Raw genomic sequence first — 16,589 nt, 5'->3', positions numbered from 1 at the left:
TTGGGGGTGAGGTTGGGGGCGGGGGCGAGGTTGGTGGGGACGGGCGGGCACGGGGCTGGGGGCGGAGGACGGGGCCGGGGCCGAGGGACGGCGGGCCGGATGGCTGAGACTCCTGGGGCCGAGGGCGAGGATCAGCAACGCGCGGCCGGGGCCTGGGCGGGGACCGCGGCTGCGGGGCGGCGATGACGGGGCTTCGGGGCGATTGCGGGGCGGCTGCGGGCGGCCAGGCGGGGGCGAAGCAGGCGGGCGGGCGGCGAGGCAGGCAGGCGAGCGAGCAGGGCCGCGCTGGGGCAGGTGGGCCCGCGCCGGGGCAGGGCTGGGCGGACCACGACTGGCGGGCACGGCGGGCCCGGACCACAGCTGGGCGAGGCAGGGCAAGCGGGACCACGGCAGGGCGGGCGGGGCGGCGACCGCAGGTGGGATCAGTGGCCGAGGTGGGTGCTTGTGGGAGGACTGGGTGACCGCGGGAGAGGTGGGTGACCGCGGTCACGGGCTAGGAGGCCGGGGGCCGGGGGCCGGGGCTGGGGGCCGGGGGCCGGGGGCCGGGGGCCGGGGGCCGCGATGCTCGGCAGCGATGGCCGTTGGTGGCGCCGCAGTTGGTGAGGCCGTTGGCCAGTGGCCAATGGCGGCGGGCACGGTTGGCGGGTGGCGGCGACGCTGTGGCGGGTGGCGGGGATGTTGCGGCGATGGCGGGCGGCCGAAGGTGGGGGCCGCCGTCGCCGGTGGGGTGTGGGTGTGGGGTTAGCTTCGGGCTCGGGGGCCGGCCATCTTTTTGCGGTGGGCGGGGCCGATTTTGGTGGCGGCGATGGTTTCGCGGTCCCAGTCGTGGCCGTCGAGGCCTTCGACCTTGGCTACCAGGGCTTCGCCGGTGGCCATGTCGGGGACGATGACGTCGCCCAGGGCGCCGTCGTCGCCTACCAGGACTACTCGGACGCCGGCTCGGCCGATGTTCTCGACTACGGCTCGGGCGGACTTGCCGTGGGCAGCGACAAACGCGGTGGCGGCGGCGACCGCGGCCTTCGAAGGCTCACTCACCCGGGTCACTCTAGCTGGCCGGGGGGTGAAATCCGGCCGGTGGGAACACGTCCGTGACCGGTTCTGTTGGCAACAGTGACCGGGAAGATCACGCGAGAGGTGCGGGTTTCATGCGCGCAGTGCAGGTGCAGGCATACGGCGGGCCTGAGGTTCTGGTGGCGGCCGAGGTGGCTGATCCGGTGGCCGGTCCCGGGGAGTTGCTGGTCCGGGTGGCGGCCAGTGGGGTCAACTACATCGACACCTACCACCGGACCGGGGTGTATCCGGTGCCGTTGCCCTTCACGCCTGGTCTCGAGGGTGCGGGTGAGGTTGTCGCGGTGGGTGACGGGGTCACCGAGTTCGGGGTGGGGGCTCGGGTGGCCTGGGCCTCGGCCATCGGGTCTTATGCGGAGCTGGCCGCTGTTCCGGCCTCGGCTGTGGTGCCGGTGCCGGATGGGGTTGATCTGGTGGTGGCGGCGAGTTCGATGTTGCAGGGGATGACCGCGCACTACCTGACCACCTCCACCTACCCGGTGCAGGCCGGGGATGACGTGCTGGTGCACGCGGCGGCGGGGGGCATGGGGTTGCTGCTCACCCAGTTCGTCAAGGCCAAGGGTGGGCGGGTGATCGGGACCGTGTCCACCGACGAGAAGGAGAAGCTGGCGCGGGAGGCCGGGGCGGACGAGATCATCCGGTACACCGAGGCCGATGTGGCCGAGCAGGCCCGTGCGCTGACCGGTGGGCGTGGCGTGGCCGTGGTGTACGACGGGGTGGGGGCCACGACCTTCGACGCCAGTCTGGCCAGTCTGCGGCCGCGGGGGGTGCTCGCCCTCTACGGCGCGGCCAGCGGGCAGGTTCCGCCGGTTGACCTGCAGCGACTCAACCAGGCCGGGTCGGTCTACGTCACCCGGCCCAGCCTCGGGCACTACACCGCCAACCGCGAGGAACTGCTGTGGCGGGCCGCCGAGGTGCTCTCGGGGGTGGCGGACGGATCGCTGACCATCCGGGTCGGCGCGCGGTACGCGCTCAGCGAGGCCCGGCAGGCGCACGAGGACCTGCAGGGGCGGCGGACCACCGGGAAGGTGCTGTTGGTGGGCTGAGGACGGACTGTCGGCCGAGCACCGGTTGCTCGTGGGCTGACGAGAGCGAGCGCAGCGCCCCCTGGTCCTGGTGGACCGGGGGGCGTTGTCGTCCGCTTCACAGTCTGAAACTTTGCACGTTGTGAAGTTTTCTGGTTCCTTGGTCTTGTGACCACCATCGACCGGCCGCTGGGACTGCGGGAGCGGAAGCGGCAGGAGACCCATCGCACGATCGCGCTGACCGCGTTGCGGCTGATCGCCGAGCGCGGGCTGGAGCACGTGACGGTCGAGGACATCGCCACCGAGGTCGGCGTCTCCTCCCGCACGTTCTTCAACTACTTCGGCTCCAAAGAGGACGCGCTGTCCACCGCCTACCCCGACCACCGGCACCGGATCGATCGCCTGGCGGAGCGGCTGGAGGAGGCGCCGCCTGGACCGGATCCGCTGGCGGGGCTGATGGCGATCGCCCGGTCCGACCTGGAGCGGATCGACGCCGACCGGGACGAGTGGTTGCTGCGGATGACCGTGTTCACCGACAACCCGCAGCTGCTGGCGCGCACCGCGGTGCTGGAGTCCGCCGGGGAGCAGCAGATGACCGAGGCCATCGCGCGCTGGTGCGGGCTGCCAGCCGACGACCAGTACCCGGCGCTGGTGCTCTACACCTTCGGCGCCGCGGTGCGCTCGGCCATGCGCCGCTGGTACGCCGTTGACGGCGCCGAATCCATGGTCGACCTGGTCGAGGCCGCCTGCGCCGCGCTGAGCGCCGGCCTCCCCCTGCCCGCCGACGCGACGCCGCGCGGCTGACCACCTGACCGATTTCCACTGGGAGCTGAGGAAGAACCGATGACTACAACCGCGGCGGCGCCGGAGCAGGCGTCCGTGGCGCCGAACAAGAGCGTGGTGCTGCAAGCGCTGTCCGGCCTGATGATGGGCATGTTCGTCGCGATCCTGGCCTCGACCGTGGTGGCCAACGCCTTACCCCGGATCATCTCCGAACTGGGTGGCTCGCAGGCCAGCTACACCTGGGTGGTGACCACCGAACTGCTGGCCATGACCGCCACGGTTCCGTTGTGGGGCAAGCTTTCCGACCTCTACAGCAAGAAGCTGCTGATCCAGCTCTCCCTCGGCCTGTTCGTGATCGGCTCGCTGGTGGCCGGGTTCGCCGACAGCATGGGTGTGCTCATCGCCAGCCGGATCGCGCAGGGCATCGGCGCCGGTGGGCTCACCGCGCTGGCACAGGTGATCATGGCCGCGATCCTGTCGCCGCGGGAACTCGGCCGCTACTCCGGGCTGTTCGGCGGGGTGTTCATGGTCGGCACGGTGGCCGGCCCGCTGATCGGCGGCGTGCTGGTGGACACCTCCTGGCTGGGCTGGCGCTGGTGCTTCTTCATCGGCGTGCCGCTGGCCGTGGCCGCGATCATCCTGTTGCAGCGCACGCTGAACCTGCCGGTGGCCCGGCGCAAGGTCAAGATCGACTACCTGGGCGCGTTCCTGATCACCGCGGGCGTCTCGCTCACCCTGGTGTGGTCCTCGCTGGTGGGCAAGCAGTTCGAGTGGATGTCCGGGGCCACCCTCGGCCTGCTCGGCGGCGGGCTGCTGATCCTGGCGCTGGCGGTGTTCGTGGAATCGCGGGCGGCCGAGCCGATCGTGCCGCTGACCATCTTCCGCAACCGCACCGTCACGCTGACCACGGTGGCCAGTTTCCTGGTCGGCGTGTCCATGTTCGGCGGCACCGTGTTCCTCTCCCAGTACTTCCAGCTCGCGCTGGGACACACGCCGACGGTGGCCGGGCTGCTCAGCCTGCCGATGATCGTGGGCATGCTGGTCTCCTCCACCATCGCCGGTCAGCGGATCAGCAAAACCGGGCGGTGGAAGCACTTCCTGGTCGCCGGGGCCGTCCTGATGACGGTCGGCCTGGCGCTGCTGGGCACCATCGACGCGCACACCAGCCTGGTGCTGTTGGGCGCCTACATGGTGCTGCTCGGGGTCGGCATGGGCATGCTGATGCAGAACCTGGTGCTGGCCGCGCAGAACGACGTGCCTGCCAAGGACCTGGGCACCGCCACCTCGGTGCTGTCCTTCTTCCGCAGCCTGGGCGGCACCATCGGGGTCAGCGCGCTGGGCGCGGTGCTGGCCAGCAACGTGGCGGGCAAACTCGGCACGGCTACGACCGGTGGCGGCGGCGGGGAGTCGGTGCCGAACCTGGCGCACCTGAGCGACCAGGCCCGGCTGGCGGTGCAGGAGGCGTACGGGTCGGCCACCGGTGAGCTGTTCCTGATCTCCGCGCCGATCGCGTTGCTGGTGGTCGTGGCGGTGGTGTTCCTGCGGGCGATCCCGTTGAAGACGCAGAGCGGGATGGACCGGCTGGCGGAGGAATCCGCGGCCTGACAAGACGACTGTGGCGGTCCCGCGAGGTGCGGGACCGCCACAGTCGTTTCAGCACAACGGGATCAGGCGTCGGCCTTCTTCGCGCGCTTGGGCTTGGCCTCGGATTTGGCGTCGGACTTGGCCGCTGCCTTGGGCTCCGGCTTGGCTTCGGCCTTCGCCTCTGCCTTCGACTCGGCCTTGGCGGCGGGCTTCGCCTCCGCGGACTTCGCGGCGGGCTTGGGCTCGTCCTTGGCTTCCGGCTTGGCCTCGGCGGGCTTCGACTCCGTCTTGGGCTTGGTCGCGGTCCGCTTGGCGGCGGACTTGACGACCTTGGACAGGCCCTTGAGCGTGACGTCGTAGATCTCGTCCGGGTCCAGCCTGCGCAGTTCCTCGGCCAGGCAGTCCCGCACCTCGCGCCGCTGCAACGCGACCCGGCGTTCGGGCTGTCCGGCCTGGGTGAGCGCGCCGACCTTGCCGTCGGGGCGTTCGAGTTCGACCCGGCCGGTGCGGCGTTCCAGCACGACCGAGCAGATGCCCTGGCCGTCCTGGGACTTGGCCCGCTCCACCGGGATCTTCAGGCTGGAGGCCAGCCAGGCCGCCAGCAGCTCGGTGGACGGCGAATCCCCGGCGCCCGCGACGGTGGCCGCGGTGACCTTCTCATACGGCGGCAGGTCCAGTGCCGCGGCGAGCACGGCCCGCCAGGTGGTCAGCCGGGTCCAGGCCAGGTCGGTGTCGCCCGCGGTGTAGGACTTGCGGCGCTGTTCCAGGGCCTTGATCGGGTGGCGCTCGGCGGCGGAGTCGGTGATCCGGCGCTGGGCGAGTTTGCCGATCGGGTCCTGGGCCGGGATGGCCGGGGCGGCCGAGGGCCACCAGGCGACCACCGGCGCGTCGGGCAGGAGCAGCGGGATGGTGCAGCTGGCCCCTTCCTCGGCGAGCGCGCCGTAGAGGCGCAGCACGATGACCTCGCTGGCCCCGGCGTCGCCGCCGACCCTGATCTGCGCGTCCAGCCGCGGCGCGGCCTTGCGGGCGCCGCGGGCCAGCACGATCACCCGGCAGGGGTGTTCGCGGCTGGCGTCGTTGGCCGCGTCGATGGCCTCCTCGGTGCTCTCCCCGTCGTCGGTGACGATGACGAGGGTGAGCACCCGGCCCAGCGCGACCGCGCCGCCCTGCTCACGCAGGTCGACCAGCTTCTTGTTGACCGCCGAGGTGGTGGTGGAGGGCAGGTCGATGATCACGGTCGCCTCCAGTGACGTCCGGTGCGGGCCATCATCTCGTCGGCCGACTCCGGGCCCCAGGTGCCCGCCTGGTACGGCTCGGGCCTGCCCTGACCGGCCCAGAACTTCAGCACTGGTTCGAGGATCTCCCACGAGGTCTCGACCTCGTCGTTGACCGGGAACAGCGAGGGCTCGCCGAGCAGCACGTCCAGCAGCAGCCGCTCGTAGGCCTCGGGGCTGGACTCGGTGAAGGCGTGGCCGTAGCCGAAGTCCATGGTCACGTCGCGGATCTGCATCGAGGTGCCCGGCACCTTGGAGCCGAACCGCATGGTGATGCCCTCATCCGGCTGGACCCGGATGACCAGCGCGTTCTGCCCCAGTTCCTCGGTGGAGGTGGAGTCGAACGGCAGGTGCGGGGCGCGCTTGAACACCACGGCGATCTCGGTGACGCGGCGGCCCAGTCGCTTGCCGGTGCGCAGGTACCACGGCACCCCGGCCCAGCGGCGGTTCTTGACCTCCACGGTCATCGCCGCGTAGGTCTCGGTGATCGAGTCCTCGGCGAAGCCGCCCTCTTCGAGCAGGCCGGGGACCTTCTGGCCGCCCTGCCAGCCGCCGACGTACTGCCCGCGCGCGGTGGTCTCGGCCAGGGGGGCCATCGGCGCGGTGGCGGCGAGGACCTTGGCCTTCTCCGCGCGCAGGTCCTTGGGCGCGAAGGAGCTGGGCTCCTCCATCGCGGTCAGGGCGAGCAGCTGGAGGAGGTGGTTCTGGATGACGTCACGGGCGGCGCCGATGCCGTCGTAGTACCCGGCGCGACCGCCGAGGCCGATGTCCTCGGCCATGGTGATCTGCACGTGGTCGACGTAGTTGGCGTTCCAGATCGGCTCGAACAACTGGTTCGCGAAGCGCAAAGCCATGATGTTCTGCACGGTCTCCTTGCCGAGGTAGTGGTCGATGCGGAACACCGACTCCTCGGGGAAGACCTCGTTGACGATCTTGTTGAGCTGCCGTGCGCTGGCCAGGTCGTGGCCGAACGGCTTCTCGATGACCACTCGCCGCCACTGGTCCGGCTCGGGCGCGGACAGCCCGGAGCGGGCCAGCTGCTTGCAGACCGTGGGGAACGCGCCGGGCGGGATGGACAGGTAGAAGGCGTGGTTGCCGCCGGTCCCCCGCTGTTCGTCGAGTTCCTTGATGGTCCCGGCGAGCCGGTCGAAGGACTCGTCGTCGTCGAAGGTGCCCTGCACGAACCGGCAGCCCTCGGCGAGCTGGTCCCACACGGACTGGCGGAACGGGGTCCGCGCGTGCTGCTTGACCGCCTCGTAGACGACCTGCTCGAAGTCCTGGTTGGCCCAGTCGCGGCGGGCGAACCCGGTGAGTGCGAAGCCGGGCGGCAGCAGGCCGCGGTTGGCCAGGTCGTAGATGGCGGGCATGAGCTTCTTGCGGGAGAGGTCACCGGTGACGCCGAAGATGACCAGGCCGCAGGGCCCGGCGATCCGCGGGAGTCGCTTGTCCCGCGGATCGCGAAGCGGGTTCTGCCACTGTCGGCTCATTCACCGACCTCCTGTACGGCCTTGACGACCTGCGCCAGACCCGCGGCCCGGTCGGTCAGGTGCAGGCGCAGCACCGGACGGTCGTGCCCGGCGAGCACCGAGCCGTCGCCCAGCGCCTGCGCGAGCTGGAGCACGCTGAGCGTGTACGGACGGTCCGGCACCTCGAGGTCCTGCTCGTTGGCGCCGGTGAGCTGCAGGAAGGCCCCGTTCTGGTGGCCGCCCTTGTGGTACTGCCCGGTGGAGTGCAGGAACCGGGGGCCCCAGCCGAAGGTGGTCTGCACCCCGGTGACCACGGCCAGCACCGGGCGCAGCACCACGGCGGAGGCGTCGTCGAGGCGGTCCAGGTAGGCCTGCACCGACAGGTAGCCGTGCTGGGGCAGCGCGGCGACCAGCGCGCGCACCGCGTCGGCGACGGTGGCCGCCTCGGCGGGCAGCCAGTCACCGCTGGCGTGCACCTCCACCGCACCATCCACAAAGGACGGCGTGGCCGGCGCGGAGGCAGGCGCGTCCAGCAGCGCGCGGGCCGCCTTCTTCGCCGCTTCCACGTCGGGCTGGTCGAACGGGTTGATGCCGAGCACCCGGCCGGCCACCGCGGTGGCGTACTCCCACAGCAGGAACAGCCCGCCGAGCGGTCCGGACGTGGTGAGCTGCGCGTTCGGCGTGCCGGGGGCGATGCCCACGGTGGTGGCGTCCTCGCCCGCGTCGGCGAAACCGGCCGCGTCGGGGCTTTCCACCGCCACCGGCAGCAGGCCGGTGCCGTTCTTGCCGGTGGACTCGGCCACCAGCTGCTCGGCCCAGTCGCCGAAGCCCTTGATGCCGGAGCCGGTGTCGGTGAGGACCACCTTCTCCGCGCCGCGGGCGTGCGCCGCGCCGAACGCGGCGGCCAGCCGCAGCGCCGGGTTGTCCGCGCTGTCCTGGGACAGCACGGTCGCCGCCGCGGCCGCGTCGTCGAGCAGTCCGCCGATGTCCGCGCCCGCGAGACCGGCCGGGACGAGCCCGAACGCGGTCAGCGCGGAGTAGCGGCCGCCGACGTGCGGGTCGGCCAGGAACACCTTGCGGTAGCCCTCGTCGGCCGACAGCTGCTGGAACGGCGAGCCGGGGTCGGTGACCACGACGATCCGCCGGGCGGCCTCGATGCCGTTGGCCGCGAAGGCCTTGGCGAAGATCCGCCGGTGGCTGTCGGTCTCCACGGTGCCGCCGGACTTGGACGACACCACCAGCACGGTGCGGGTGAGGTCACCGGCGAGCGCGTCGGCGACCTGACCCGGATCGGTGGTGTCGAGCACGACCAGGCGGACACCGGCGGTCTCGCAGATGACCTCGGGCGCGAGCGAGGAACCGCCCATGCCCGCGAGGACCACCCGGTCCACGCCCTCGGCGTGCAGTTCGGCGCGCAGCGCGAGGATCTCGGCGACCAGTGGCCGGGAGGTCTCGTGCAGCGTGGTCCAGGACAGCCGGATCGACGACTCGGGCTCGGCCTCCGGGCCCCACAGGGTGGGGTCCTGCGCGGTGAGCTTGCTCGCCACCTGCTCCTCGGCGAGCTGGGCCGCCAGCGGTTCGGCTTCCGCGTTCAGTCCACTGTGGACGATCTCAACCGAGATCTGCTCGGTCATGTGTGGTCTCAGCCCTTCGCGCGTGCGAGCTGGTCGGTGACGGTCTGCAGCAGTTCTTCCCAGGACTTCTCGAACTTCTCCACGCCCTCGCGCTCCAGCACGGCGTAGACGTCGTCCACGTCGATGCCGGCCTCGGCGAGCGCGTCGAAGAGTTCCTGGGCCTGCTCGGCGGTGCCGCGCACGGTGTCGCCGATGATCTGCCCGTGGTCCTCGACGGCGAAGAGGGTCTTCTCCGGCATGGTGTTGACCACGTTCGGCGCGACCAGCTGGTCCACGTACTGGGTGTCGGAGTAGTTCGGGTCCTTCACCCCGGTGGAGGCCCAGAGCGGCCGCTGCGGGCGGGCCCCGTTCTGCTCCAGCCGCTGCCAGCGTTCGGAGCCGAAGACGTCCTCGTAGGCGGCGTAGGCGAGCCGGGCGTTGGCGATGGCGGCCTGGCCGCGCAGTGCCTGCGCCTCGGGGGTGCCCGCGGCTTCCAGGCGCTTGTCGATCTCGGAGTCGACCCTGGAGACGAAGAAGGAGGCGACCGAGGCGATGGTGGACAGGTCGTGGCCGTTGGCCTTGGCCTGCTCCAGCCCGGCCAGGTAGGCGTCCATCACGTCGAGGTAGCGGGCCACCGAGAAGATCAGCGTGACGTTGACGCTGACGCCCTCGGCCAGGGCCTTGGTGATGGCGGGCAGACCCTCGACGGTGGCCGGGATCTTGACCATCAGGTTGGGCCGGTCCACGGTCTTCCACAGGTCGAGCGCCTCGGCGGTGGTGCGCTCGGTGTCGTGTGCCAGCCGCGGGTCGACCTCGATGGAGACCCGGCCGTCCACGCCGTCGCTGCCGCTGTAGACGCCGCGGAAGACGTCACAGGCGTTGCGCACGTCGGTGGTGGTCAGCTCGCGCACGGTCTGGTCAAGGCTGGCGCCGCGGGCGGCCAGCTCGCCGACCTGCTCGTCGTAGGCGCTGCCCTTGGACAGCGCGCCGGCGAAGATGGTCGGGTTGGTGGTCACGCCCACCACGTGCTGGTTCTCGATCAGCGAGACCAGGTTGCCCGAGGTCAGGCGGTCCCTGGACAGGTCGTCGAGCCAGATGGAGACGCCGGCCTCGCTCAGCGCGGCCAGGGGGTTCGTGCCGGTCACTTGTTTCCCTCCACTCGCGCGATGCTGCGCTGCGCCGCGGCGACCACGGCGTCATCGGTCAGGCCGAACTCGCGGTACAGCGTCTGGTAGTCCGCCGACGCGCCGAAGTGCTCGATCGAGACGATCTCCCCGGCGTCCCCGGCGAAGCGGTGCCACGGCTGGGCGATACCGGCCTCGACCACGACCCGCGCCTTGACCGCGGGCGGGATCACCTGGTCGCGGTAGCTCTGCTCCTGCTGGTCGAACCACTCGACACACGGCATGGACACCACACGAGCGGGAACGCCGGCGTCCTGCAGGATCTTCCGCGCGGCGACCGCGATCTGCACCTCGGAGCCAGTGGCGATCAACACAACCTTCGCCTCGCCGCCCTCGGCCTCGGCCAGCACGTAGCCGCCCTTGGCCACGCCCTCGGCGTCGGTGCCTTCGAGGGTGGGCACGTTCTGCCGGGTCAGCGCCAGGCCGACCGGGCCGGAGCGCTTCTCCAGGGTGGCCTTCCAGGCCGCCGCGGTCTCGTTCGCGTCCGCCGGGCGCAGCACCGCGACGCCGGGGATGGCGCGCAGCGCGGCGAGGTGCTCGATCGGCTGGTGGGTCGGGCCGTCCTCGCCGAGGCCGATGGAGTCGTGCGTCCACACGTAGGTCACCGGCAGGCTCATGATCGAGGCGAGCCGGACCGCGGGGCGCATGTAGTCGCTGAAGACCAGGAAGGTGCCGCCGTAGGGCAGCGTCGGGCCGTGCAGCGCGATGCCGTTGAGGATGGACCCCATGGCGTGCTCGCGGATGCCGAAGTGCAGCGTCCGGCCGTACGGGGTGGCCTTCCACTCCTTGGTGGCGGTGCTGGCCGGGCCGAAGGAGTCGGCGCCCTTGATGGTGGTGTTGTTGCTCTCGGCCAGGTCGGCGGAGCCGCCCCACAGCTCGGGCAGCACCTCGCCGATGGCGGAGAGGGTGTCGCCGGAGGCCTTGCGGGTGGCCACGCCCTTGGCGTCCACCGGCCAGCTGGGCAGCTTGGCGGCCCAGCCCTCGGGCAGCTCGCGGCGGGTCAGCCGGTCGAAGAGCGCCTTGCGCTCGGGGTTGGCCGCGGCCCAGGCGTCGAAGCCCTTGAGCCATTCGGCCTTGGCGGCCTCGCCGCGCTTGACGACCTCGCGGGCGTGCGACAGGACGTCGTCGTCGACCTGGAAGTCCTGCTCCGGGTCGAAGCCGAGGATCTCCTTGACCTTGCCGACCTCCTCGGCGCCCAGCGCGGAGCCGTGGATCTTGCCGGTGTTCTGCTTGGTCGGCGCGGGGAAGCCGATGATGGTGCGCAGCACGATGATCGACGGCTTGCCGGTCTCGGCCTTGGCCGCGTCCAGGGCGGCCGTGAGACCCGCCACGTTCTCGCCGCCGAACACGGTCTGCACGTGCCAGCCGTAGGCCTCGTAGCGCTTGGCCACGTCCTCCGACAGGGCGATCGCGGTGTCGTCCTCGATGCTGATCTGGTTGTCGTCGTAGATCAGCACCAGGTTGCCGAGCTGCTGGTGACCGGCGATCGAGGAGGCCTCGGAGGTGACGCCCTCCTCGATGTCGCCGTCGGAGGCGATCACGTAGATGTGGTGGTCGAACGGGCTCTGTCCCGGTGCGGCCTCCGGGTCGAACAGGCCGCGCTCGCGGCGGGCGGCCATCGCCATGCCGACCGCGGAGGCCAGGCCCTGGCCGAGCGGGCCGGTGGTGATCTCCACGCCCTTGGTGTGCCGGTACTCCGGGTGGCCGGGCGTGAGCGAGCCCCAGGTGCGCAGCGCCTTGAGGTCGTCCAGGGTGAGGCCGTAGCCGGAGAGGTAGAGCTGGACGTACAGGGTGAGGCTGGAGTGCCCGCAGGAGAGCACGAACCTGTCCCGGCCCGGCCAGTCCGGGTCGGCGGGGTCGTGCCGCATGGTCCGCTGGAACAGCGTGTACGCGGCGGGGGCCAGGCTCATCGCGGTGCCGGGGTGACCGTTGCCGACCTTCTGCACGGCGTCCGCGGCGAGTACCCGGGCCGTGTCGACCGCGCGCTTGTCCAGCTCGGTCCAGTCGGCAGGAAGGTGCGCGGTGGTCAACGCGGAAATGTTGACGGAGTCCTCTGAACCGGACACTTGACGCTGCTCCCAACTTGGTTGCCATAGCGGCGGAACCGGCGGACTGACCAGCCCCGAACCGTTGTTTTCCCTCTTTCGGCTCAGCCTAGTCCTTCCACCCCTGGCCCACCGGACTCGATCCAGTTGTTGGCGCGCCCGGACCCCCGTGCGCGCCCCGCTTAGGTAGCGCGGCTACCATCCGATGGGACCCGAAGCTGGGTCTCCCGAAGCTGACGAGGATCTACCCGGCCCGCCCCCACCCACCGATGCGGCCGGGCCGATGAGGAGCGAGATGCCGCCGGTGACCGTGGTCAAGAGGGTTCGATGAGCGCCACCCTCGACGCGCCGGCGCAGCGCTCCCTGGTCAGGTTCAAGGCGACGTTCGGGGCGTATGTGGCCCTGACCAAGCCGCGGATCATCGAGCTGCTGCTGGTGACCACCATCCCGGCCATGCTGCTGGCCCAGCGCGGCATCCCGAGCGTGTGGCTGGTGCTGACCACCCTGGTCGGCGGCACCATGGCCGCCGGCAGCGCGAACGCGCTCAACTGCGTGGCCGACGCGGACATCGACGCGGTGATGAAGCGCACCAAGGCCCGGCCGCTGGCCCGGCACGCGGTGCCCACCCGCAACGCGCTGATCTTCGGCATCGTGCTCGGCGTGGCCAGCTTCGCCTGGCTGTACGCCACCACGAACCTGCTCTCCGCGATCCTGGCGGTGGCGGCGATCCTGTTCTACGTGCTCGTCTACACGATGGTGCTCAAGCGCCGCACGGCGCAGAACATCGTGTGGGGCGGCGCGGCCGGGTGCATGCCGGTGGTGATCGGCTGGTCCGCGGTGACCAACTCGGTGGACTGGCCGGCCTTCGTCATGTTCGGCGTGATCTTCTTCTGGACCCCGCCGCACTTCTGGGCCCTGGCGATGAAGTTCAAGGACGACTACGCGGCGGCCGGGGTGCCGATGCTGCCGGTGGTGGCCACGCCGGTGCAGGTGGCCAAGCAGATCGTCATCTACTCCTGGGTGATGGTGGCCTGGTCGCTGCTGCTCGCGCCCGCCACCAGCTGGCTGTACACGGGTGCGGCGGTGCTCGCCGGGGCCTGGTTCCTGCTGCTGGCGCACCGGCTCTACAACGCGGTGCGCGACGGCGAGCCGGCCAACCCGATGAAGTTGTTCCACATGTCGAACACCTATCTGACCGCGGTGTTCGTGGTGCTGGCCGTGGACTCGGCCATCGGGCTGCCGGTGCTCGGCCTGCCGTTCTGAGTCTGAGCCCGCCCCGCCGGTCAGCCGGTGAGCTTGGCGAGCAGGGCGGTGCGGATCGCCGGGCGGGAGCCGAACAGCAGCAGGAACGTGGCCTCGCGGACCAGGCGCTGGGCGTCGGAGCCTGGCAGCAGTGACCTGCTGCCGTGGTGCACGGCACAGGCGTTCGCGGCCCGCAGCGCCAGCTCGGAGCCGACCGCGCGGGCCTGGGCGATGTCCTCGGGCGCGGCGGTGTGCAACTGCGTGCGGGCGGCCTCGAGTTGGACGGGCAGGGCACCTGCCGCGTCGCCCAGCAGGGTGATGGCGCGGCCCGCGATGCCCAGGGCGAGGGCCCCGTTGAACCGCTGGGACTCGGCGTCCCCGGTCAGGTACTCGGCCTGCGGGACGGTGTGCACGATCCGTTCCGCCGGTACGAAATGCCGGGTGAAGGTCAGGGTGACGGTCCGGCTGGCCCGCACGGCCAGCAGGTCCAGGGGCTCGACGGAGACCGTGTCGCTCGCCACGGCGTCGAGCAGTGCGAGGACCAGCACGTCCTGGGCGTCCCTCGCCGCGGTGTGCAGGGTGTCGATCATGTCCCAGCCGGACACCCAGGGCGCGCTGCCGTCGAAGAGGTAGCCGCCCTCGACCGGCTCGGCGCGCAGCAGCGGCGGGCCGGGGCGCACCGCCGCGCCCACCGCGACACCCGCCCGCGCCCGGCCGGCGATCAGGTCGTCGAGGTGTTTCTCGCGCAGCGGCTCGTTGGCCGAGCGGGCCAGGGTCATCACCGGGCCGTGGTGCTGCATCCAGACGAAGGTGGTGTTCAGGCAGCCGCCGGCCAGGGTCTCGACCAGGCGCAGCACCGACGGATAATCGGGTAGGTCCACTGTGGACAGTCCGTAGAACCCGTGCTCCGCCAACAGGTCCAGGTGACTCGCCGGTACCCGGTCGGCCGCGTCGACCCCGGCCGCGGCCGGGAACAGCACGGTGTCGGCGATCTCGGCCGCGGTGCGCAACGCCTCGCTCATGGTCTCCCCCGATATTCGGTTGCCCGGCCAGCGGGACCTCTGCTGTCCTGACGAGCCTAGAGCCGGCAGAAGGAGAGATCATGCGCCGCACGTTCGTGTTCCCCGAGGAAGGAAAGCCCCTCAACCCCAAGGACACGACACTTGTCGGCACGCACGATCAATCTGGGCATCCTGGCGCACGTCGACGCCGGTAAGACCAGCCTCACCGAGCGGCTGCTGCACGCCGCCGGGGTCATCGACCGGCTCGGCCGGGTCGACGACGGCGACACCCAGACCGACTCCCTGGCCCTGGAACGCCAGCGCGGGATCACCATCAAATCCGCGGTGGTCTCCTTCGCACTCGGCGACACCACGGTCAACCTGATCGACACCCCCGGTCACCCGGATTTCATCGCCGAGGTGGAGCGGGTGCTGTGCGTGCTCGACGGGGCCGTGCTGGTGGTCTCCGCGGTGGAGGGTGTGCAGGCGCAGACCCGGGTGCTGCTGCGGGCGCTGCGGCGGCTCGGCATCCCGACGCTGATCTTCGTGAACAAGGTCGACCGGCGCGGTGCGAGCCTGGACCGGGTGCTGCGGCAGATCACCGAGCGGCTCTCGCCCTCGGTGCTGGCCATGGGCTCGGCCGAACGGGCCGGTGGTCACGATGCCGGTTATGTGCCGTGGGCCGCGACCGATCCCGGGTTCCGGACCCGTCTGGTCGACCTGCTGGCCGGCCACGACGACACCCTCCTCGCCGACTACGTAACCGACCCGGACTCGGTGTCCGGTCAGCGGCTGCGCGCCGCACTGGTCAGCCAGACCCGGCAGGCCCTGGTGCACCCGGTGTACGCCGGATCCGCGGTCACTGGCGCCGGGGTGGACGCGCTGATCGAGGGCATCCGCGAGCTACTGCCCGCCGACCCCGGCGATCCGCACGCACCCACCGCCGGGACCGTGTTCAAGGTCGACCGCGGCCCGGCCGGGGAGAAACTGGCCTACGTGCGGCTGTTCGCCGGGACCATCCGGGTCCGGGAACGCCTGGACTTCGGCCGGGACCGGCAGGGCAAGGTCACCGGGATCAGCGTGTTCGACCAGGGCGCCGCCGTGCCCGCGGACTCGGTGCGCGCGGGCCGGATCGGGCTGCTGCGCGGCCTGGACGAGATCCGCATCGGCGACCCGGTCGGACGCCCGCACCCGCGCTCCGCGTCGCGGCCGCAGTTCGCCCCGCCCACCCTGGAAACCGTGGTGCTGCCGAGTGATCCGCGCGACCGGGGCGCGTTGCACCAGGCCCTCACCCGGCTCGCCGAGGCCGATCCGCTGATCAACCTGCGCCGGGACGAGACCCGCCAGGAGATCGCGGTCTCCCTCTACGGCGAGGTGCAGAAGGAGGTCATCGAGGCCACCCTGGCCGCCGAGTCCGGGCTCGCGGTGGAGTTCCGGGAGACCACCACGCTCTGCCTGGAAGGCGTGCGCGGCACCGGATCGGCCCTGGAGGTGATGGGTGCGGGCAACCCGTTCTTCGCCACCGTCGGCCTGCGGGTCGACCCAGGACCACCCGGTTCCGGACCGCGGTTCGGCTACGAGACCGAACTGGGCGCGCTGCCACTGGCCTTCTTCACCGCGATCGAGGACACCGTGCTGACCACCCTCGGCCAGGGGCTGCACGGCTGGCCGGTCACCGACTGCCTGGTCACGCTCACCCAGTCCGGGTTCTCCAGCGTGCACAGCACCGCGGGGGACTTCCGGTCGCTGACCCCGCTGGTGCTGATGGCCGCACTGCGCCAGGCCGGGACCGAGGTCCTCGAACCCCTGCACCGGTTCGAACTGGACCTCCCGGCCGACGCCCTCACCGCGGTCCGCCCGGCCCTGGCCCGCCTGGACGCGGTACCCGGCGAGACCACCCCCCACGGCGCCACCTACCGCCTGGCAGGCGAGCTTCCAGCGGCCAATGTCCATGCACTGCAACGACAACTCCCCGGCCTCACGCACGGCGAAGGCGTCCTGGACTGCGCCTTCGCCGGACACCGCCCGGTCCGCGGCCGGATCCCGGAACGGCCACGCACCGACCACAACCCCCTGGACCGCAAGGAGTACCTGCTACACCTACGCCGCCGAGTCTGACCAACCAGCCACCGTGTTGGCCGTTCTCGTACGGTGTGTTGGCCGTTGTGGACGGTGTGTTGGCCGGATGGCGTACCAGTTCGGCCAACACTGCGTACGACAACGGCCAACACGCCGCGCGGCATTGACCGCGGGGCCTTGGCCGAACGGCTGATCTTGCTGGCCGAACGGGCGAGGTGGGGGGCG

The 16,589-nt window shown here is 71.4% G+C and carries 12 protein-coding genes; 5 read left to right on the top strand and 7 right to left on the bottom strand.

Annotated elements, in window-relative coordinates; genetic code table 11:
• Positions 1-741 precede the first annotated feature (741 nt).
• Positions 742-1,035 (bottom strand): hypothetical protein, encoded by a 294-nt coding sequence (locus HNR67_RS19215; RefSeq protein WP_246492549.1) that lies wholly within the window; start codon positions 1,033-1,035, stop codon positions 742-744.
• A 110-nt stretch (positions 1,036-1,145) separates the two neighbouring features.
• Here HNR67_RS19215 and HNR67_RS19210 point away from each other — a divergent pair, with 110 nt between their 5' ends.
• The 3 genes from HNR67_RS19210 to HNR67_RS19200 all read left to right on the top strand — a co-directional run bounded on the left by HNR67_RS19210 (position 1,146) and on the right by HNR67_RS19200 (position 4,481).
• A complete protein-coding gene (locus HNR67_RS19210; protein ID WP_185003629.1) occupies positions 1,146-2,114 on the top strand; it encodes a quinone oxidoreductase family protein in 969 nt (322 codons plus the stop codon).
• Positions 2,115-2,261: 147 nt separating this feature from the next.
• Positions 2,262-2,897, top strand: coding sequence for a TetR/AcrR family transcriptional regulator (locus HNR67_RS45725; RefSeq protein ID WP_185003628.1), 636 nt, complete (start codon positions 2,262-2,264; stop codon positions 2,895-2,897).
• 39 nt (positions 2,898-2,936) lie between these two features.
• Complete coding sequence (locus tag HNR67_RS19200) at positions 2,937-4,481, top strand: MDR family MFS transporter (RefSeq protein ID WP_185003627.1); 1,545 nt, start codon at positions 2,937-2,939, stop codon at positions 4,479-4,481.
• 62 nt (positions 4,482-4,543) lie between these two features.
• On the opposite strand, the gene opcA is transcribed toward HNR67_RS19200, so the two are convergent.
• The 5 genes from opcA to tkt are packed head-to-tail and all read right to left on the bottom strand — an operon-like array spanning position 4,544 to position 12,027.
• Complete coding sequence (gene opcA, locus HNR67_RS19195; protein ID WP_185003626.1) at positions 4,544-5,695, bottom strand: glucose-6-phosphate dehydrogenase assembly protein OpcA; 1,152 nt, start codon at positions 5,693-5,695, stop codon at positions 4,544-4,546.
• On the bottom strand, positions 5,692-7,221 hold the full coding sequence (zwf, locus tag HNR67_RS19190; RefSeq protein WP_185003625.1) for a glucose-6-phosphate dehydrogenase: 1,530 nt from the start codon (positions 7,219-7,221) through the stop codon (positions 5,692-5,694). The genes opcA and zwf overlap by 4 nt, the downstream gene beginning before the upstream one ends.
• Positions 7,218-8,834, bottom strand: a complete 1,617-nt coding sequence (locus HNR67_RS19185) for a glucose-6-phosphate isomerase (RefSeq protein ID WP_185003624.1) — start codon at positions 8,832-8,834, stop codon at positions 7,218-7,220. Before HNR67_RS19185 ends, zwf begins: the two co-directional genes overlap by 4 nt.
• Before the next feature lie 8 nt (positions 8,835-8,842).
• Positions 8,843-9,958 carry a transaldolase gene (gene tal / locus HNR67_RS19180; protein WP_185003623.1) on the bottom strand — a complete coding sequence of 372 codons (1,116 nt, stop codon included), beginning with the start codon at positions 9,956-9,958 and terminating at the stop codon, positions 8,843-8,845.
• Complete coding sequence (gene tkt, locus HNR67_RS19175) at positions 9,955-12,027, bottom strand: transketolase (RefSeq protein WP_221489966.1); 2,073 nt, start codon at positions 12,025-12,027, stop codon at positions 9,955-9,957. Before tkt ends, tal begins: the two co-directional genes overlap by 4 nt.
• A 342-nt stretch (positions 12,028-12,369) precedes the next feature.
• Here tkt and HNR67_RS19170 point away from each other — a divergent pair, with 342 nt between their 5' ends.
• Entirely contained in the window at positions 12,370-13,305 is a 936-nt protein-coding gene (locus HNR67_RS19170; RefSeq protein ID WP_185003621.1) for a heme o synthase, read from the top strand.
• 20 nt (positions 13,306-13,325) lie between these two features.
• Here the strand turns inward: HNR67_RS19170 and HNR67_RS19165 are convergent, their stop codons facing one another.
• Positions 13,326-14,306, bottom strand: coding sequence for an acyl-CoA dehydrogenase family protein (locus HNR67_RS19165; protein ID WP_185003620.1), 981 nt, complete (start codon positions 14,304-14,306; stop codon positions 13,326-13,328).
• Positions 14,307-14,447: 141 nt separating this feature from the next.
• Here HNR67_RS19165 and HNR67_RS19160 point away from each other — a divergent pair, with 141 nt between their 5' ends.
• The gene (locus tag HNR67_RS19160; RefSeq protein ID WP_221489965.1) at positions 14,448-16,403 is read left to right on the top strand and encodes an elongation factor G; all 1,956 of its coding nucleotides are present in this window, start codon (positions 14,448-14,450) and stop codon (positions 16,401-16,403) included.
• Positions 16,404-16,589: the final 186 nt, after the last annotated feature.

It is taken from the genome of Crossiella cryophila (assembly GCF_014204915.1).
Classification (GTDB): domain Bacteria; phylum Actinomycetota; class Actinomycetes; order Mycobacteriales; family Pseudonocardiaceae; genus Crossiella; species Crossiella cryophila.
This window is presented reverse-complemented; position numbering and strand designations above follow the sequence as displayed.